Annotated in this window: 20 protein-coding genes, 2 tRNA genes and 1 pseudogene; 9 read left to right on the plus strand and 14 right to left on the minus strand. The window is 74.5% G+C overall.

The genetic code is table 11. From position 1 onward, the window contains the following. Nucleotides 1–495: 495 nt before the first annotated feature. Nucleotides 496–569: transfer RNA gene (locus ACZ3KJ_RS31660), tRNA-Pro, on the minus strand. A 98-nt stretch (nucleotides 570–667) separates the two neighbouring features. Between ACZ3KJ_RS31660 and ACZ3KJ_RS31665 the strand changes: the two genes are divergently transcribed. Continuing rightward, nucleotides 668–1189 (plus strand): DUF309 domain-containing protein, encoded by a 522-nt coding sequence (locus ACZ3KJ_RS31665; protein ID WP_467532008.1) that lies wholly within the window; start codon nucleotides 668–670, stop codon nucleotides 1187–1189. A gap of 182 nt (nucleotides 1190–1371) precedes the next feature. Beyond that, nucleotides 1372–2145, plus strand: a complete 774-nt coding sequence (gene cobF, locus ACZ3KJ_RS31670; protein WP_467532009.1) for a precorrin-6A synthase (deacetylating) — start codon at nucleotides 1372–1374, stop codon at nucleotides 2143–2145. A 45-nt stretch (nucleotides 2146–2190) separates the two neighbouring features. Here cobF and ACZ3KJ_RS31675 read toward each other — a convergent pair whose 3' ends face one another. Both ACZ3KJ_RS31675 and ACZ3KJ_RS31680 read right to left on the minus strand, forming a co-directional pair. Further along, nucleotides 2191–2964, minus strand: a complete 774-nt coding sequence (locus ACZ3KJ_RS31675) for a sulfite exporter TauE/SafE family protein (RefSeq protein WP_467532010.1) — start codon at nucleotides 2962–2964, stop codon at nucleotides 2191–2193. Nucleotides 2965–3107: 143 nt separating this feature from the next. Next, nucleotides 3108–4295 carry a thiolase family protein gene (locus ACZ3KJ_RS31680; protein ID WP_467532012.1) on the minus strand — a complete coding sequence of 396 codons (1188 nt, stop codon included), beginning with the start codon at nucleotides 4293–4295 and terminating at the stop codon, nucleotides 3108–3110. A 170-nt stretch (nucleotides 4296–4465) separates the two neighbouring features. Here ACZ3KJ_RS31680 and ACZ3KJ_RS31685 point away from each other — a divergent pair, with 170 nt between their 5' ends. The 3 genes from ACZ3KJ_RS31685 to ACZ3KJ_RS31695 all read left to right on the plus strand — a co-directional run bounded on the left by ACZ3KJ_RS31685 (nucleotide 4466) and on the right by ACZ3KJ_RS31695 (nucleotide 6581). Beyond that, nucleotides 4466–5287, plus strand: a complete 822-nt coding sequence (locus ACZ3KJ_RS31685) for an alpha/beta hydrolase (protein WP_467532014.1) — start codon at nucleotides 4466–4468, stop codon at nucleotides 5285–5287. A gap of 410 nt (nucleotides 5288–5697) precedes the next feature. Beyond that, nucleotides 5698–6180: a Dps family protein gene (locus tag ACZ3KJ_RS31690; RefSeq protein WP_467532015.1), complete on the plus strand. Its 483-nt coding sequence runs from the start codon at nucleotides 5698–5700 to the stop codon at nucleotides 6178–6180. Between the two features lie 59 nt (nucleotides 6181–6239). Continuing rightward, nucleotides 6240–6581 (plus strand): DUF3140 domain-containing protein, encoded by a 342-nt coding sequence (locus ACZ3KJ_RS31695; protein ID WP_467532016.1) that lies wholly within the window; start codon nucleotides 6240–6242, stop codon nucleotides 6579–6581. A gap of 200 nt (nucleotides 6582–6781) precedes the next feature. Here ACZ3KJ_RS31695 and ACZ3KJ_RS31700 read toward each other — a convergent pair whose 3' ends face one another. Together ACZ3KJ_RS31700 and ACZ3KJ_RS31705 are read right to left on the minus strand one after the other, a co-directional pair. Further along, nucleotides 6782–8023 (minus strand): amidohydrolase, encoded by a 1242-nt coding sequence (locus tag ACZ3KJ_RS31700; RefSeq protein ID WP_467532017.1) that lies wholly within the window; start codon nucleotides 8021–8023, stop codon nucleotides 6782–6784. Between the two features lie 64 nt (nucleotides 8024–8087). After that, nucleotides 8088–8957, minus strand: a complete 870-nt coding sequence (locus tag ACZ3KJ_RS31705) for a Cof-type HAD-IIB family hydrolase (RefSeq protein ID WP_467532018.1) — start codon at nucleotides 8955–8957, stop codon at nucleotides 8088–8090. Between the two features lie 348 nt (nucleotides 8958–9305). Between ACZ3KJ_RS31705 and ACZ3KJ_RS31710 the strand changes: the two genes are divergently transcribed. The 4 genes from ACZ3KJ_RS31710 to ACZ3KJ_RS31725 are packed head-to-tail and all read left to right on the plus strand — an operon-like array spanning nucleotide 9306 to nucleotide 12908. Further along, nucleotides 9306–10709: a type I glutamate--ammonia ligase gene (locus tag ACZ3KJ_RS31710; protein WP_467532019.1), complete on the plus strand. Its 1404-nt coding sequence runs from the start codon at nucleotides 9306–9308 to the stop codon at nucleotides 10707–10709. A gap of 34 nt (nucleotides 10710–10743) precedes the next feature. Then, entirely contained in the window at nucleotides 10744–11913 is a 1170-nt protein-coding gene (locus tag ACZ3KJ_RS31715; RefSeq protein ID WP_467532020.1) for an amidohydrolase family protein, read from the plus strand. Nucleotides 11914–11937: 24 nt separating this feature from the next. Beyond that, nucleotides 11938–12468 carry an NUDIX hydrolase family protein gene (locus ACZ3KJ_RS31720; protein ID WP_385068863.1) on the plus strand — a complete coding sequence of 177 codons (531 nt, stop codon included), beginning with the start codon at nucleotides 11938–11940 and terminating at the stop codon, nucleotides 12466–12468. Nucleotides 12469–12515: 47 nt separating this feature from the next. Beyond that, nucleotides 12516–12908 carry a (2Fe-2S) ferredoxin domain-containing protein gene (locus ACZ3KJ_RS31725; RefSeq protein ID WP_467532076.1) on the plus strand — a complete coding sequence of 131 codons (393 nt, stop codon included), beginning with the start codon at nucleotides 12516–12518 and terminating at the stop codon, nucleotides 12906–12908. Between the two features lie 127 nt (nucleotides 12909–13035). Here ACZ3KJ_RS31725 and ACZ3KJ_RS31730 read toward each other — a convergent pair. From ACZ3KJ_RS31730 to ACZ3KJ_RS31770, 9 genes and pseudogenes are all read right to left on the minus strand, one after another. Continuing rightward, nucleotides 13036–13112, minus strand: a tRNA-Pro gene (locus ACZ3KJ_RS31730). A 90-nt stretch (nucleotides 13113–13202) separates the two neighbouring features. Then, a complete protein-coding gene (locus ACZ3KJ_RS31735; protein WP_467532022.1) occupies nucleotides 13203–13562 on the minus strand; it encodes an MmcQ/YjbR family DNA-binding protein in 360 nt (119 codons plus the stop codon). A 30-nt stretch (nucleotides 13563–13592) separates the two neighbouring features. Further along, complete coding sequence (locus ACZ3KJ_RS31740) at nucleotides 13593–14114, minus strand: GNAT family N-acetyltransferase (RefSeq protein ID WP_467532024.1); 522 nt, start codon at nucleotides 14112–14114, stop codon at nucleotides 13593–13595. After that, the gene (locus ACZ3KJ_RS31745) at nucleotides 14111–14689 is read right to left on the minus strand and encodes a helix-turn-helix domain-containing protein (protein ID WP_467532025.1); all 579 of its coding nucleotides are present in this window, start codon (nucleotides 14687–14689) and stop codon (nucleotides 14111–14113) included. The genes ACZ3KJ_RS31740 and ACZ3KJ_RS31745 overlap by 4 nt, the downstream gene beginning before the upstream one ends. A 59-nt stretch (nucleotides 14690–14748) precedes the next feature. Then, nucleotides 14749–15291: pseudogene (locus tag ACZ3KJ_RS31750) on the minus strand (LysR substrate-binding domain-containing protein); the annotation flags it as partial. Next, nucleotides 15248–15814, minus strand: a complete 567-nt coding sequence (locus tag ACZ3KJ_RS31755) for a GAF domain-containing protein (protein ID WP_467532027.1) — start codon at nucleotides 15812–15814, stop codon at nucleotides 15248–15250. The pseudogene ACZ3KJ_RS31750 and the gene ACZ3KJ_RS31755, both read right to left, overlap by 44 nt. A 61-nt stretch (nucleotides 15815–15875) precedes the next feature. Next, the gene (locus ACZ3KJ_RS31760) at nucleotides 15876–16514 is read right to left on the minus strand and encodes a GTP-binding protein (RefSeq protein WP_467532028.1); all 639 of its coding nucleotides are present in this window, start codon (nucleotides 16512–16514) and stop codon (nucleotides 15876–15878) included. Further along, a complete protein-coding gene (locus ACZ3KJ_RS31765) occupies nucleotides 16492–16863 on the minus strand; it encodes a DUF742 domain-containing protein (protein ID WP_365458594.1) in 372 nt (123 codons plus the stop codon). The genes ACZ3KJ_RS31760 and ACZ3KJ_RS31765 overlap by 23 nt, the downstream gene beginning before the upstream one ends. Nucleotides 16864–16865: 2 nt before the next feature. Then, complete coding sequence (locus tag ACZ3KJ_RS31770; RefSeq protein ID WP_467532078.1) at nucleotides 16866–17300, minus strand: roadblock/LC7 domain-containing protein; 435 nt, start codon at nucleotides 17298–17300, stop codon at nucleotides 16866–16868. Nucleotides 17301–17398: the final 98 nt, after the last annotated feature.

Genomic DNA, 17398 nt, shown 5'->3' on the forward strand with positions numbered 1-17398 from the left:
CTCCGGCTCCTGAGGTTCCGGAACCTCGGCGCCGGCGTAGCACTCACCTCCGTGTCAGCGGCGAAGACCGCCGGCCTCGGAACGTATGCACGGCGCACGTCGGACTCCTCTATCCACGGCGGAAAAGCGGAGTGCACAAACTAGGTGGGCCGTCGCGGCGACGAGAACGGCCCCGGGAAAAGATCGCCGCCCCATGCCACGCGCACCCGAGCGGACTGTCATGTTCATGAGCGTCCCGGCTTGGGGTGGGGGTCGTGCGCGCAACGACGACCGGAACCGGCGGCGGACCCGGCGGCGGACCCGGTGCGCAGTGCCGTCGAGGTGTGCCGGGAGCGGCGCTTCGACGGCCGCGACCCGTGTCCGTGTGATCCCTTGGACGCCGTTCCAGGACGCCGGTCCCCACCGGCCCCCACAGGTCCCCACCGGTCCCCGAAAATGATCGAGGGCCGTTTTCGGATGCCTCCGAAAACGGCCCTGACCTGCGACTCCTACGAGTCGGGACGACAGGATTTGAACCTGCGACCCCTTGACCCCCAGTCAAGTGCGCTACCAAGCTGCGCCACGTCCCGGTGCGGTTCCCGCGGAGTTCCGCGTGATCGCGCGAACAGCACTTTACCCCACACCGGGCGCTGCGCCGAAGGGGGCACCGGCGCGGGACAATCGCCCCATGGGCAGCACAGGAGACAACGACGACGGCCGGCCCGCCGGCGTACGGGACCGGGACGCGGAGGGGCGGGCGCGCAACGCCCGGCCCCGGGACGGACTGGGACGGCCGCTGCCGTACGGCGCGCCCGGGGTGGCACGGCAACCCGAGGGAGTGGTGCGCACACCGCGGGAGACGGTCGCGGAGGCGCAGGCCCTGCTGGACGCGGGCAAGCCGTTCCACGCGCACGAGGTGTTCGAGGACGCCTGGAAGTCGGGCCCCGAGGCGGAGCGCGCCCTGTGGCGGGGCCTGGCGCAGCTCGCGGTGGGACTCACGCACGCGGCGCGCGGGAACGTCACGGGCGGCGCCCGGCTGCTGCGGCGTGGCGCCGGGGCACTGGAGGAGTGGGCCCGGGACGCGGGCCAGTGGCGGCCGCACGGGATCGACGTCGCCGGGCTGGCCGACTGGGCGCGGGGGCTCGCCGGGGCCGTGGAGGGCGCACACCCCGTGGTGGACGCGCGGGAGGCGGCGCCCCGGCTGCGGTGACGGGCGGCCGGAGGCGGCGCCCGGACCGCGGCGACGGTGATCGTCAAGCGGCGACCCGGCCGGGATGACGGCGGCCGGAGGGGACGGCCGGAGGGGACGGCCGGAGGCGGCGGCCCGGCCGCGGGGGCGGCCGGTGGGATCCGGTGCCGTCACTGTCAGTGGCGTACGGCAGACTCGTGGTCGTGCGAGAGATTCATGTCATCGGTATCGGCGCGGGCGACCCCGACCAGCTCACCCTCCAGGCGGTCAGGGCGCTGCGGAGCACGGACGTGTTCTTCGTCCTGGACAAGGGCGAGGTGAAGAGCGACCTCACGCGGCTGCGCCGGGACATGCTGGACGCGCACGTGCCGGAGGGGACGTACCGGATCGTGGAGGCGCGCGACCCGGAGCGGGACCGCCGGGCGGGCGGCGCGGCCTACTCCCCCGCCGTCGGCGACTGGCGCACCGCCCGCGCCGACATCTACGAGCGGCTGATCGCCGAGGAACTGGGCGAGGACGACCGGGGCGCGTTCCTGGTGTGGGGGGACCCGGCGCTCTACGACAGCACGCTGGGCATCCTGGAGGAGGTGCTGGCCCGGGGCGCGGTGGCGTTCACGTACGACGTGGTGCCGGGGATCAGCAGTGTCTCCGCGCTCGTCGCCCGGCACCGGACGGGGCTGAACCGGGTGGCGCGGCCGGTGCAGATCACCACGGGGCGGCGGCTGGCCGAGGGCTTCCCCGAGGGGGTGGACGACGTGGTGGTGATGCTCGACGCCCACCAGACCTTCCGGCGGTACGCGCGGGAGGACATCGACATCTACTGGGGCGCCTACATCGGCACCCCGGACGAGATACTCGTCTCCGGCCCCCTCGCCGAGGCCGGTCCCCGCATCGAGCGGCTGCGGGCCGAGGCACGCGAGCGCAAGGGCTGGATCATGGACACGTACCTGCTGCGCCGCAACCCCGGGGACGCCTGAGGAAGGCACGCGGGGCGGTGTCGCGGGCGGGTGCGCCCGCACGGTCTACCGCAGCAGCAGTTGGAGACCGCCGGCCACGGTGGCCGCGATGACGAGCCGCTCGAACAGCTTCTGGTCGATGCGGTGCACGGCCCACTTGCCGAGCAGCGCCCCGGGCACGACGAACACGGCGAGCGCCGCGTCCAGGAGCAGGGAAGGGCCGTCGATCAGGCCGAGGCCCACGCTGAACGGCACCTTCGAGACGTTCACGATGAGGAAGAAGAACGCGGAGGTGCCGAGGAAGCCGAGCTTGCGGAAGCCCGCCGACAGCAGGTACATCGACATCACGGGGCCGCCCGCGTTGGCGACCATCGTGGTGAAGCCGCCGAGGACGCCGTAGGAGCGGGCCTTGACGCGGCCCGCCCGGGTGGCCACGGCGTCGGGGTCGTCGGCCGCCTCGGCCGTGCGGCGCCGCCAGACCGTGACCCCCGCCATGAACAGCAGGATCGCGCCGATCGACGTCCGGACGATCGCGTCGTCGGCCCACATCAGGAAGAGGGTGCCGACGACGACACCGGCCGCGACCGCGGGGAACAGCCGCCAGAGCGTGGGCCAGTGGGCGTGCCGCCGGTAGGTGAGGACGGCCAGGACGTCGCCGGCGATCAGGATCGGCAGCAGGACGCCGGTGGAGGCGCGGGCGGGCAGGACCGCGGCGAAGATCGCCAGGCTCACCGTGTTGGCCCCGCTCACGGCCGTCTTGGAGAAGCCGACCAGCAGGGCGGCGAGGGCGAGGGCGGCGAACTCCCAGCCGGTGAGGTGCCACAAGGTCATCATGTTCATTGCAGGAACAGATGCTATGCGCACCTAACGGGCGGCGGTGAGCGGCGTCTCGCCCGACGGCTCATTCCCGCGTGGGCCGGGCGTCTCCACGGGCGGACGGGAGGTGCGGCTAGGGCGTCTCCACGGGCGGACGGGAGGTGCGGCTAGTGCCTCTCGACCAGTACCGCGCTCCCCTGTCCCACGCCCACGCACATCGTCGCCAGCCCCCGCGCGGCACCCGTGCGCCGCATCCGGTGGAGCAGTGTGGTGAGGATGCGGGCCCCCGAGCAGCCGAGCGGATGGCCCAGGGCGATGGCGCCGCCGCTGGGGTTGACCAGGCCGGGGTCGATGCCCAGCCGGTCCACGCACGCCAGCGCCTGGGCGGCGAACGCCTCGTTGAACTCGGCCTCCTGCACGTCGTCGACGCTCCAGCCGGCGCGGGCGAGCGCCTTGCGGGTGGCGGGCACCGGGCCGATGCCCATCACGTCGGGGTGCACCCCCGCGGAGGCTCCGGCGACGTAGCGGCCCAGGGACTCCAGCCCCAGGTCGTTCAGCGCCTCCTCGCTGACCAGGAGGAGGCCCGCGGCGCCGTCGTTCATCGGTGAGGCGTTGCCCGCGGTGACCGTGCCTCCGGGCCGGAAGACCGGCCGGAGCCCGGCGAGCCTCTCGTACGAGGTGTCCTCGCGGATGCCCTCGTCGGCGTCGACGACCACGCCGTCCGGGCGCCGGACCGGGATGAGTTCGTCGTCGAAGTGGCCGTTCTTGCGCGCCTCGGCGGCCCGCCGGTGGCTGCGCAGGGCGAACTCGTCCTGGCGCTCGCGCGGGACGCCGTACCGCGTGGCGACCTCTTCGGCCGTCTCCCCCATGGCCAGCAGGCCGTGCAGGTCCTTCATCGCGGGGTTGACCAGACGCCAGCCGAGCCGGGTGTCGACGGTCTCGACGCGGTGCGGGAGGGCGTCGTCGGGACGGGCCAGGACGAAGGGGGCGCGGCTCATCGACTCGGAGCCGCCCGCGAGCACGATGTCGGCCTCGCCGGCGGCGATCGTGCGGGCGGCGGCGGTGACGGCCTCCATCCCGGAGGCGCACAGCCGGTTGACGGTGGCGCCGGGCACGGTCTCGGGGAGACCGGCGAGCAGCGCGGCCATGCGGGCCACGTTGCGGTTGTCCTCACCGGACTGGTTGGCGGCGCCCCAGTACACGTCGTCGATGCGGGCCGGGTCGAGCGCGGGCACCTCGGCGACCAGCGCCCGGATCACCCCGGCGGCGAGGTCGTCGGGACGCACGGTGGACAGGGCGCCGCGCAGTTTTCCGATGGGGGTGCGGCGGGCGGCCGCGAAATGGACGGGTCGCACGACTGGCCTCCTGACCGACGGCGCCGCGGACGACGACGCCGGGTGATCGGCTCGGCGTCGGCGCCGTGGCACGGCACATTTAATTAGCACTGCTAGTTTCGGACTATAGACCGGTGCCCCGCCCCCTGGGAAGATCCCCGGGAACCCGCACCCACCCAGCCGGAGGAGACATGGCCGAGCACGTCCTCACGGGCACCCGGGGCCCGCTCACCGCCTACGAGTGGCCGCATCCCCGGCCGCGCTACGTCGCCCTGCTGGTGCACGGCTACGGCGAGCACGCCGGGCGCTACGAGGGCCCGGCCCGCGCCCTGGCCGGCCACGGCGCCGCCGTGTTCGCCGTCGACCACGTCGGCCACGGCCGGTCGGCCGGCGAACGTGTGGTGATCGAGGACTTCGAGGACGTGGTCGCCGACGTGCACACCGCGGCCCGGCTCGCGCGGGCCGCCCACCCGGAGCTGCCGGTGGTCGTGATCGGCCACTCGATGGGCGGGCTGGTCGCCGCCCGCTACGCCCAGCGGCACGGCGACGGGCTCGCCGCGCTCGTGCTGTCCGGTCCGGTCATCGGCACCTGGGAGCTCCCCGGGCGCCTGCTCGCCCTCCCCGAGCTCCCGGACACCCCGGTCAGCCCGGCCGCGCTCTCCCGCGACCCCGCGGTGGGCGCCGCGTACGCGGACGATCCGCTGGTGTGGCACGGGCCGATGAGACGGCCGACGCTGGAGGCGTTCGTACGGGCCCTGGAGGCCGTCGCCCGGGGCGGCGACGTCGGTACGCTCCCCGTGCTGTGGCTGCACGGCGAGGACGACCGGCTGGTCCCGCTCGACGGCAGCCGGGTCGGCGTCGAGCGGCTCAACGGGGGCCGTCTGACCGAACGGATCTACCCCGGAGCCCGGCACGAGGTGTTCCACGAGACGAACCGGGCCGAGGTGTTCGCCGACCTGACCCACTTCCTCGACGGCGTGCTCGCCCGGGAGGCCGGCCTGCTCGCCCCGTGAGGACCGGCTGCCTCCCCACGGACCGGGAAGCCGGACCGCTCACCCCGCGAGCGCCGACGGCCGCCCCGCGAGCCCGGACGGACGCCGCACGGCATCGGCCTCACCGCACGCCGTGTTTGCGCGGTTTCGCCCTGGGCACCCGTGCCCCCATGGAGTGGTGGCGCGGCGCCGTCGGCGGGCGCGAGACTCCGGGCCGTCGTTCCCCATGGGCACGTCCTGACGGGTCCCGCACGATGTCGCGGACGCCCGGAGCGTCCGCGCCCGCCGCCGCCCCCGTGGCCGCCGGCCGTCCGGCCCACGCTTTCGGGCGTCGGACGGACGCCGGGCGTACGGGGGACGGCGTGGCCCGTGGCGGAACGCGTCGCACCGCTCCGTCCGCACGGAACGACGCGACTAGGAGAAACCTCGGTATGACTGTCGTGAACAGCCCGCTTCCCGAACCGGCCCGTCAGATCACCTTCGACGCGTTGCAGAGCACCCTCGTCGATCTGCTGGGGCTCTCCCTGATCGGGAAGCAGGCCCACTGGAACATCGTGGGCCCCCGCTTCCGCTCGATCCACCTCCAGCTGGACGAGGTCGTCTCGGCGGCCCGTTCCCACGCGGACACCGTCGCCGAACGGGCCGCCGCCCTCGGCCTGCCCCCGGACGGCCGCCCGGAGACGATCGCCTCGGCGTTCACGCTGCCGTCCCCGAAGGACGGCTGGCTGCGCGACGAGGAAGTCGTCCGGGTGATCGCGGAGAGCCTGGGGACCGCCATCGGGCGGCTGCGGGAGCGGATCGAGGCCACGGAGAAGCCGGACCCCGTCACCCAGGACCTGCTCATCGGCATCACCGCCGAGCTGGAGAAGCAACGGTGGATGTTCGAGGCGGAGAACTGGCCGCGCGACCACTGACCCACCCGGCCCGGGGCGCCCGTCCGGCGACGGGGCCCCACCCGACGAAGGGGTAGACCATGACCGACGCCCTCGAACTCGACGCGCTGTGGGAGGAGTTCCACCGCGTGGTGAACATGACCTCGCAGGAACTGGCCGCCTGGCTGCGGGTGCGGGACGCCGGCGAGAACACGGAGTCCCTGCCCGACGAGGCGGGCACCCCGACCGGGCAGCACGTGCTGGCCATCCTCCAGAAGCGGCGCACCGACCTGACCGACGACGACATCCGGGTGATGCACCGGGTCGTGGACACGGTGACCGCGCAGACCGATCCGGAGAGCGAGCCCGAGACCGAGTCGGCGGACGACACCCGCCGGCGTCACCGCCTGATGACGATCGGCCACGACCCGCTCAAGCCGTGAACACCGCGGACGGACCGCCGACCCCCACCCGACCGCCGCCCCTCACCCGCCCGGCGGGCCCCACCCGCCCGGCGGGCCCCACCTGACGGGCGGCCCGCAGCCGGCCGTCGAGCCGCGTCCGCGACCGTCCCCGTGCCGCCCGCGACCGGCGAACCGCACCCGCGCCCGCCCCGGCGCCGCCCGCGGATCCGGCCCCGCCGTCACGCCAGACGGCTCAGCGCGGCCGAGACCAGCGTCTGCACGCCGGGGACGACCACGGAGAGGTCCGGGGCGAACGACGGGCTGTGGTTGCCGGGCACGGCGGCCAGCTTCTCCGCCAGTTCCTCGCCCGGCGCCGCCTCCCACACCGCGGCCGGCGTCGTCGTGACGTACCAGTAGTCGTACGGCACGCCGTCCGGAGCGAGCAGGGAGAAGTCCTCGCTGCCCATCGCCCGGCCGAAGTCGAACACGGTGTGCGCGCCGAAGAGTTCCCGGTGGACGGCGGCGATCTCCTCGTCCAGGGCCGCGTCGTTGACCGTGACCGGATATCCGGGGATCACATCGATCTCGGGCGGCACCGGACAGCCGGCCGCCCGGCACTCCCCCTCCACGACGCGCCGGACCGCGCCGAGGACCCGCTCGCGCACCCGGGTGTCCTGGGTGCGCACGTTCAGCGAGAGCCGCGCCTCGGCCGGAATGATGTTGGGCTTGGTCCCGGCGTGGAACCGGCCCACCGTCAGCACCACGGACTCGGCGGCGGACACCTCGCGCGAGACCACGGTCTGCAACCGGGTGACGATGTACGCGGCCGTCACCACCGGGTCCACCGTGGACTCCGGGCGTGAGCCGTGCCCGCCGACACCGTGGATGACGACCTCCAGGTCGTCGGAGGCCGACAGGGTCAGCCCCGGGGTGTGCGGGAAGAAGCCGGCGGGCCCGGGCGTGGCGTGCTGGCCGAGGAGCACGTCGGGGCGCGGGAAGCGCCGGTGCACCCCGTCCGCGAGCATCGCCGCCGCCCCGCCCTCCGCCTCCTCCGCAGGCTGCCCGACCACCACGAGCGTGCCGGACCAGAGTTCGCGGGCCCCGGCGAGCGCCTCGGCCGCACCGGCCAGCCAGGTGACGTGGAGGTCGTGGCCGCAGGCGTGCATCACGCCGTCGACGGTGGAGGCGTAGGCGAGGCCGGTCGCCTCCCGCACGGGCAGCGCGTCCATGTCCCCGCGCAGCCACACCACCGGCCCGTCCCCGTTGGCCAGCACCCCCACCACCCCGGTACGGGCGACGCCCTCGGTCACCTCGAACCCGGCCGCGCGCAGCCGTGCCGCGAGGCGTGCGGCCGTGCGGTGCTCCTGGAAGGACAGCTCGGGGTGGCGGTGCAGGTCCCGGTAGAACTCCTCCAGTTCCGCCGCCTTCAGCCCCGAGGTCACCTCGCGGGCCCGACGCGCGACGACGGCCGGCTCACTCATACCGTTCCCTCCCCTTCGAGGTACCGATGTCCCGCGTACCGACGCGGTGCGAGGCCCGGGGCGGTCAGAGACCGCTCACCGGCAGGTCGAGCAAGCGTACGACCGTCTTGAGGACGCCGTTGTCGTTGTTGGAGGGGGCCAGGTGGCGGGCCCGGCGGACGACCTCGGGATGGGCGTTGGCCATCGCGAAGGACCAGTCGGCGGCGTCCAGCATCTCCAGGTCGTTGAGGTAGTCGCCGAACACCATGGTCTGCGCGGGTGTGACGCCCAGGTCGCGCTGGAGGCGGCGCAGGGCCGCGCCCTTGTCGGCGGTGCGGTTCATGACGTCCACCCAGTGCTCGCCGGAGACCACGACCTGGTGGGTGCCGGCGAAGCGCGCGAGGGCGGGTGCGGTGGTCCGCTCGGCCGGCCCGAAGTCGAACAGCGCGACCTTGATGACGTCGTCGTCGACGGCGGTGACGTCCTCGACGACCTCGTGCCGGACGTAGTAGCGCGCCACCTCGGCCAGGAAGGCCTCGTCGGCCCGCTCGACGTAGGCCGACCGCTTCCCGCACACGACCGCCCCGACGTCGACGCCGTCGGCCGCGAGGCGCCGTACGGCCGCCACGACGTCCGCGACCACACCCGGCGCCATCGGGTCGGAACTCACCTCCGCGCCGTCCCGGACGACGTAGGTGCCGTTCTCCGCGATGAAGACCATCCCCTCGGCGACCTCGGCGAACTCCCGCGCCAGCGTCGCGTACTGCCGTCCGCTCGCCGGGACGAACAGCACGCCGCGCTCGCGCAGCCGGGCCAGCACCTCCCACAGCCCCCGCGGCACCCGCTTGTCGTCGTCGAGGAGGGTTCCGTCCATGTCGGTCACGATCAGACGGATGTCGGCGGCGGCGGCCGACGGCTCGGGGACGGACAGTCGGGGGGCGTGAGAGTAGGGCATGTCCTGCTTCCTGTACGGGGGCGACCGGAATGTCACCCTACCGGGGGACCCCGCGCGTCCCGCGGGAGCGGTCTCCGCCGCACCGGTTGCCGGGACGGCGTCGATCACCCGGCGGCTCCGTGGCGTACGGACCGCACGCCACGGGAAGGAACGGTGACGTGAGCGGGGCGGACACGCGGCGGACGGGCCGGCGCGGCCGGACACCGCGGCGGCGCACGACGCGCCGGTGTCCTGCTCACGGTGACGGGCCGGGGGCCGGACTCCGCCGCCGTGGTGCCGCGGTCCGGCGCGCCGGCCGTGCGACCCTGACCGGCGACCGCCCGTGCGGGCCATGACCGTGGAGGCCGTATGACCACCCTTGCCGACCCGCTGCCCGGCGGACGCCCCGGTGACGTGGAACGGGCCAGAGCCCTGAGCGGGGAGCTGTCGGGGCGCGGCGTGCACGGGGTCGTCCTGTCCTACGTCGACACCGCGGGCGTCGGCCGGGTCAAGACGGTCCCGGTCGCCGGCCTGGCGTCGGCGGCGGCCTGGGGCGTCGGCATGTCCCCCGTCTTCGACACCTTCCTGTCGGACGACAGCGTCGTCACCACCGACGTGCTGGGCTCCCCGGACGGCGACCTGCGCCTCTTCCCCGACCTCGACCGGCTGGTGGTGCTGGCCGGGCAGCCCGGCTGGGCCTGGGCACCGGTCGACCGCATCACCCAGGACGGCGACCGGCATCCCGGCTGCTCCCGCACGTTCCTGCGCCGGATCGTCGCCGACGCGGCCCGCGCGCACGGCCTGTCCTTCCGGGCGGCCGTCGAGATCGAGTGGGTGATCGGCCTGGACTCCGCGCCCGCCGGCGCGTTCGTCCCGGCGGCCACGGGACCGGCGTACGGCGCGATCCGGCAGCTGGAGGTGAGCGACTGCGCCGCGGACCTGCTGGCGGCGTGCGCGGCGCAGGGCGTGGACGTCGAACAGGTCCATCCCGAGTACGCGCCCGGCCAGTTCGAGATCTCCGTCGGCGCCCTCGACCCGGTGGCGGCGGCCGACCGCAGCGTGCTCGTGCGCCAGACGATCCGCGCGGTGGCCCGGCGGCACGGCCTGCGCGTCTCCTTCTCCCCCGCCGTCGAGGCGCGGGGGGTCGGCAACGGCGGCCACGTCCACCTCTCCGCCTGGCGCGACGGCGTGAACCTGCACGCCGGCGGCGACCGCCGCCACGGCATGACGGCCGACGCGGAGGCCTTCACGGCCGGTGTGCTGAACCGCCTGCCGGCTCTGACGGCGGTGACCGCGCCGAGCCCGGCCAGCTATCTGCGGCTCAGGCCGTCCCAGTGGGCGGGGGTGTTCACCGCCTGGGGCCTGGAGACCCGGGAGGCGGCGCTGCGGCTGGTGCGGGGCACCGCGGGCCGGCGCGCGGAACAGGCGAACCTGGAGGTCAAGCCCGTGGACCTGGCCGCCAACCCCTATCTCGCCCTCGGCTGTCTGATCGCCGCGGGCCTCGACGGGCTCGCGTCGGGCGCCACCCTGCCCGAGGAGACCTCCGGCGACCCGGTGGGCCTCGACACCGACCGGGCCGCGGCCCGCGGTGTGCGCCGGCTGCCGGTCTCGCTGGAGGAGGCGGTGGCGGAGTTCCGCGCGGACGACGTGCTGCGGGCCGCGCTGGGCCCGGTCCTCGCCGACGCCGTGACCGCTGTGCGCCGCGGGGAGATCGCGGCCGTGGAGGGGCTGGACGACGAGCGGGTCGCCGCCGCCTACCGCTGGAGGTACTGACATGGGTGCCCGGCCTGCCGCTGGAGGTACTGACATGGGCGCCCGGCCTACCGCTGGAGGTACCGGCGTGGGCGCCCGCGGGCCGGTCCACGAGGCGCTCGACGAGCTGGAGCTGGTGGACCACCACTGCCACGGGGTGGTCACCGGCCCCCTGGACCGGGCGGGTTTCGAGTCGCTGCTGACCGAGGGCGACCGCTGGCCGGGCGTCTCGCCGTTCGACACCCCGGCCGGGGTGGCGGTACGGCGCCACTGCGCGCCCGTCCTCGGCCTGGAGCGGCACGCGCCCGCCGACGCGTACCTGGCCCGGCGGGCCGAGCTGGGCCCGGAGGAGGTCAACCGGCGCTTCCTGCGGGCCGCCCGTACCGGCGTGCTCTGCGTGGACACCGGGTTCGACGCGCACCGGCTCACCACCCCCGCCGAACTCGCCGGGGCGGCGGACGCGGTCGCCCACGAGGTCGTCCGGCTGGAGCCGGTCGCCGAGGAGGTGGCCGCGCGGGGCGTCGGGGCGGGCGGCTACGCCGACGCGTTCCGGGCGGCGGCGCTGGACGCGGTGCGCCGCCCGGGGGTGGTCGCGGTGAAGTCGGTGGCCGCCTACCGCACCGGTTTCGTGCTGGACCCGGCCCGCCCCTCGGACGCCGAGGTGACGCGGGCGGCCCGGCGCTGGCTGGCGCGCGGCGGCCGGCTGGACGAGCCCGTCCTCGTCCGCCACCTGCTGTGGACCGCCGTCGACCTGGGCCTGCCGCTCCAGCTGCACACGGGCTTCGGCGACCGCGACATCCGCCTGCACGACGTGGATCCCAGCCATCTCACGGAGTGGCTGCGCCTGACCGCGGGCACGATCCCGGTGCTGCTCCTGCACTGCTGGCCCTACCAGCGGCAGGCCGCCTACCTGGCCGCCGTGCACGAGCAGGTGTACCTGGACGTGGGGCTCACCCTGCACCACGTCGGCCCGGCCCGGGCCCGGGCGGTCCTGGAGGAGGCGCTGGAGATCACACCGTTCCGCAAACTGCTGTACAGCTCCGACGCCTACGGTGTCGCCGAGTTCTACGGGCTCGGCGCGCTGGCGTTCCGCCGGGGCCTGGGCGACCTCCTCCAGGACCGGGTGGACGCGGACGAACTGGACCTGGCCGACGCGCTGCGGCTGGCCCGGTGGGCCGGAGCGGACAACGCCCGCCGGGTGTACCGGCTCCCCGACGCACACTGAAAGTATGATCAAGCAATGTCTGACATGACCGAGACCACACCCGGATGGCTGAGCGCCGACGAGCTCGAGCTGGCGCGCGCCCGCATGCCGATCCTGTACGTCGAGGCCGTGCCCGTGCGCGTCGACGACAGCGGTGAAGTGACGAGCATCGGCCTGCTGTTGCGGATCGGACCGGACGGCAATGTCAGCCGGACCCTGGTCTCCGGCCGGGTCCTGCACCACGAGCGGGTCCGCGACGCCCTGCTGCGGCACCTGGAGAAGGACCTCGGCCCGGTGGCCCTGCCCCGCGTGCCGGCCTCGCTCCAGCCCTTCACCGTCGCCGAGTACTTCCCGACGCAGGGCATCACCCCGTACCACGACCCGCGCCAGCACGCGGTGTCGCTCGCCTACATCGTGCCGGTGACCGGCGACTGCCGCCCCCGGCAGGACGCCCTGGACCTGGTGTGGTTCGACCCGCAGGAGGCGGCCTCCCCCGCGGTGCAGAGCGAGATGCCGGGCGGGCACGGCTTCCTGCTGCGGCAGGCGCTGGCCCACGTCGGCCTGTCGGCCTCCTGACCGGCGTGGGAACGGACTCCGCCCTGCCGGGCCGGCGCGCGGTGGCGATCGGTGCCGCCGCGCGCCGCCCCTGCACGCTCGTCGTGTGCCGGGGCTGCTGCTGCGGTGACGGCCGCAAGCACCCCGGCTACGACCACGTCTGGCAGTTGGACCGGCTGCGCGCGGCGGCCGCCGCGTCGGACGGCGCCTTCCAGGTCCGTACGACGGACTGCCTCGGGCCGTGCGACCAGGCCAACGTCATCGTCGTGCAGCCCTCCGCCGCCGGTCGCCGGGCCGGCGGCCGGGCCGCCTGGGTCGGGTTCGCGATGGACGACGACTGCACGGAGGAGATCCTGGACTGGGCGGCCGCGGGCGGACCGGGCGTCACCGAGCCGCCGGTCGCGCTGGAGCTCCAGTTCATCAGCCCGCCCCGGGAGAAGCGGACGCGCGGCCGCCGGTGAGGAGTCCCCGGAACATGGCGCGGTGAGCCCCGAAACCAACCCGGGCACCGTCCGGACGCAACCCGAACACCACAAAAGGCCGTTCTCCCATGTGATGGGAAAACGGCCTTCCGACCTGCGATGAAGCTGGTCGGGACGACAGGATTTGAACCTGCGACCCCTTGACCCCCAGTCAAGTGCGCTACCAAGCTGCGCCACGTCCCGTGGCCCGTCTGACCTGGGGTTTCCCCCGGCCGAACGTGCAGGAAAACCATACCGCACTCGGATCGGTGGTCGTGCACCCATTGAGTGCCGTCACTCGTCCCGCGCCACTCCCAGCTCGGGATACGCCTCCAGCAGACGGGGCGGGGCGGCCTGCCGCCAGGAGTCCGCGAGGATGTCCAGCAGTTCGCCCTCGTCCTCCAGGGCGGCCAGCCGGACCCGGACCCAGGCGAACTGCGCCTCATGGGCGGCGATCCAGAACTTCCCGGGTTCGGCGAGGGCCAGTTCGTCCCGCTCCTCCTTGGGGCAGCGCACGGCGAGGGAGGTCTCGTCCTCGGGCAGCGTGGCGAACATCTTCCCGGCGACCCGGAAGGTGGGCATGCTCCAGGCGGTCTTCTCCGTGGTGTCCGGCAGGGACAGGGCGATACGGCGTACGTCTTCGGCGTCGGGCATGTCCCGCACCGTAGCCGCTGCCACTGACACTCAGCCGGTGGTGAGGTGCTTGTAGTACAGGGTGGTGGGTCGCAGGATCCCGGCGGGGTCCGCCGCGTAGTCGGGGATCACCCCGGCCCTGGCCCAGCCGGCGGTGCGGTACAGGTGCTCGGCGGGGCTGTCGGTCTCGGTGTCCAGGTGGAGCAGGGTGATCCCGGCGGCGCGGGCGGCCTGCTCGGCGGTGGCGAGGAGGGCGCGGCCGAGGCCCCGGCCGCGGGTGTCGCGGTGGACCATGAGCTTGACGAGTTCGGCGCGGTGGCGACTGTTGGGCTTGTCGGCCGGGGCGAGGCTCACCGTGCCGACGACGCGGTCGCGGTCGTGGGCCGTCCAGACCAGGAGGTGTCCGGCGGCCACGGCCGCCTGGCGCTCCTTCCACCAGGCCACGGCCTCCGCCCGGTCGAGCGGGGCGAGGAAGCCCACCGAGGCGCCGCCGTCCACGGTGTCCACCAGCAGGTCGGCCAGGCCCTCGATGTGTTCGGGCAGCCGGGCGGCGTCGAGAGGGGCCGGCGTCACGGCAGCACCACCGCCAGCACGTACCGCGCCTCCGCGTCGCCGGCGCACCGGAAGCGCGTCGGCCCCCACACCCGCAGCCGCAGGCAGTCGCCGGCGCCGAGGCGGTGCACGACGTCCTGCGCGGTCACGTCGAGGGCGCCCGCCAGGACCCAGATGTGCTGCTCCAGGCCGGGGACGGGCGGCCGGTCGTAGGCGATGTCGGCGCCCGGGGCGAGCCGGCCCTCGACCAGTTCGCCGCGCAGTCCGGGGTGCGGCGGCGAGACGGAGCGGCGGACGAAGCCGGAGTCGCGGTCCTCCCACACGGGCTGCTCGGCGGCCCGCAGCAGCGTCGCGGGCTCCGCCTCGACCTCGCTGAGGAGCCGGGACATGGTCCGCCCGTAGACGTGGCACAGGCGGTTCAGCAGTGAGGCGGTGGGGCTGATCTCCGCGCGCTCGGCACGGGACAGGGTCGACCGGCTCACCCCGCTGCGCTCGGCCAGCTCCCCCAGCGACCAGCCGCGTTCGGCGCGCAACTGGGCGAGACGGGCGGCGAGGCGGGCGTCGACCGCCTCCGCGACCTCGAGTGACTGTCTCATATCCGGGACTGTATCCCAGATGCGGGACACCCGATACGGGAAACCCATGCGGGGTCGGCTCAGCTCGTGGCGGCCGGGGTGACCTCCGCGCGCGCGTCCAGCACCTGGCGGATGAGCGGGTGGCCCTCCGCGCCGCGCCGCACCGCCGCGAAGACCCGGCGGGTCGGGGCGGCCCCGTCGACCGGGCGGACCACCACGCCCGTCGGCTCCATGCCGTGCGGCGCCGAGCGCGGGACTGGGGCGCTTCTCGGGCCGATCCAGGGGGCCTTCGCCAGCTCGGCGAGCGGCACCCGGGGCTCGTCGGCCGGCCGGTGGGTGACCGGGACGACCGCGTCGAAGGGCTCGGCGTACAGCGGGACATGGGTGAGGCGCGGATCGTCGGCGGCCGGGGCCCCGCGGTACTCGACCGCGACGGCGATGTCGACCTGCCGGTCGAGGACCATCGGCAGACTGGCGTCGCCCTCGGCGTCCTGGACGCGGATCCGTATGCCCGGGGCGGTATGGGCGAGCCGGGCCACGGCGGGTGCGACGACCAGGGCGATGCCGGTCGTCGGCGGGCTACGGCAGCCCGTCCGCCGGCGGCCGGTCGAGCCGTACGACGAGGTCGGCGGCGGTCGCCTTGATGGTCGCCAGGCCGGCCTTCCCCCAGGGCCGGGGTGCGAGGTCGGCGACGCACACCGTGCCGAGCACCATGCCGGTCGTGTCGATGAGCGGGGCGCCGAGGTAGGAGCGGATGCCGTACTCGTCGACGGCCGGGTTGCCCGCGAAGCGCGGGTAGTCGCGGACGTCCTCCAGGACCAGCGCCTTGCGCCGCACGACGACGTGCGGGCAGTACCCGTACTCGCGGGGCAGCCGGCGGCCGAGCGCGGGCTTGCCGCCGCGGGCGGCCGCGCCACCGTCCGGGGTGTGCAGTCCGGCGAAGAACTGCCGTTCCTCGCCGACGAAGTTGACCATGGCGTACGGTGCGCCGGCCAGTTCGGCCAGACGGTCCGCGAAGGCGTCGAGGGCGGGCTCCGGCCGCTCCCCGAGGCCGAGTCGGCGCAGCCGTCGGGTGCGGGCGGGAGCTTCCTCGTCCTCGGGAGTGAGCAGCAGTCGACCGGCCGGGCGCGGCGGGTCGTAGCTCATGGCCGGGCTCCGTCGCTGTGGGCGTGGGACATGGGGGGCTCCGGTGCGTCGGTTGCGGGGATCACCTGTGGGCGCCGCGGCTCGGCTGGGGTGCCGCCGGCGCGTGCGCGATGAGGTGCCTGACGAGGGTGAGCAGCGTCTGGACGCCGGACGCGGAGATCCGGGCGTCGCAGCGCACGACGGGGATCCGCGGGTGCAGGTCGAGGGCGGCGCGCACCTCCTCGCAGGCGTAGCGGTGGGCGCCGTCGAACTCGTTGACGGCGACGATGAACCCGAGGCCGCGTTCCTCGAAGAAGTCGACGGCCGCGAAGCACTCCTGGAGTCGGCGGGTGTCGGCGAGGATCACCGCGCCGAGGGCTCCCTCGGACAGTTCGTCCCACATGAACCAGAAGCGTTCCTGTCCGGGGGTGCCGAACAGGTACAGCACGTGGTGCGGGTCGAGGGTGATGCGGCCGAAGTCCATCGCGACGGTCGTCTCGACCTTGTTCTCGATGCCGTCTAGGTTGTCGGTCGCGGCGCTGACGGTGGTGAGCAGTTCCTCGGTGCTGAGCGGCGCGATCTCGCTGACCGCGCCGACGAACGTCGTCTTGCCGACCCCGAACCCGCCCGCCACGAGGATCTTCAGCGCGGTGGGGAAGGGCTCGGGGCCGTCGTCGCGCGCGGCGTGCTCGTCGCGCTCAGAGCTGTCGTCGTAGTCCATCGAGCACTGCCTCCAGTAGGGCCCGGTCGGTGGGGTGGTGGTGGAACTCGGGGGGCTTGGTGGTCAGCGCCCCGCAGTCGACGAGGTCCGACAGCAGCACCTTGGTGACCGCGGCCGGCAGCTTCAGGTGGGCGGCGACCTCGGCGACCGGGACGGGTGCGCGGCACAGTTCCAGGGCCTGCGCGTGCTCGGGGCCGAGGTAGCCCAGGGGCGTCACCCCGGTGGCTCTCACCTGCGACATGAGGTCGAGGGCGACGGTGGGTCTGGTGCGCCCGTTACTGACCGTGAACGGGCGCACCAGCCGTCCGGCCGCGTCGTCGAGCCAGGGCCCGTCGCCGGCCGCCGCCACGCTCAAGGCCCCATCACCGACGGTTCGACGGCGTGCTGCCGGGGCGCCGTCACCAGGTAGGGGCGGACGCTCTTGACCAGCATCGCCATCTCGTACCCGAGGACGGCGGCGTCGGCCTCGCGGCCCGCGAGCACGGCGAGACAGGTGCCGGAGCCGGCCGTGGTGACGAACAGCAGCGTCGAGTCGAGTTCGACGACGACCTGGCGCACGTCCCCGCCGTCGCCGAACCGTACGCCCGCGCTGCGCCCGAGGGAGTAGAGGCCGGAGGCGAGGGCGGCCATGTGGTCGGCGCTGTCGGGGTCGAGGCCGTGGACGGACTTCACGAGGCCGTCGCAGGAGAGGAGGACCGCACTGGTCGTGTGCGGTACGCGCTGCACGAGGCCGCTCATCAGCCAGTCGAGATCGGAGACCTGGCCGGTCGGCGCGTCGCTCGCCATGGTGGATCGACTCCTAGGGGTACGAAGGTCCGCGGGAGCGGTGGGGGTCGGGGTCAGGGTGGGGGCGGGGGTCAGGGTGGGGGCGGGGGTGGTCAGGG

Source organism: Streptomyces sp. NPDC003248 (genome assembly GCF_055563235.1).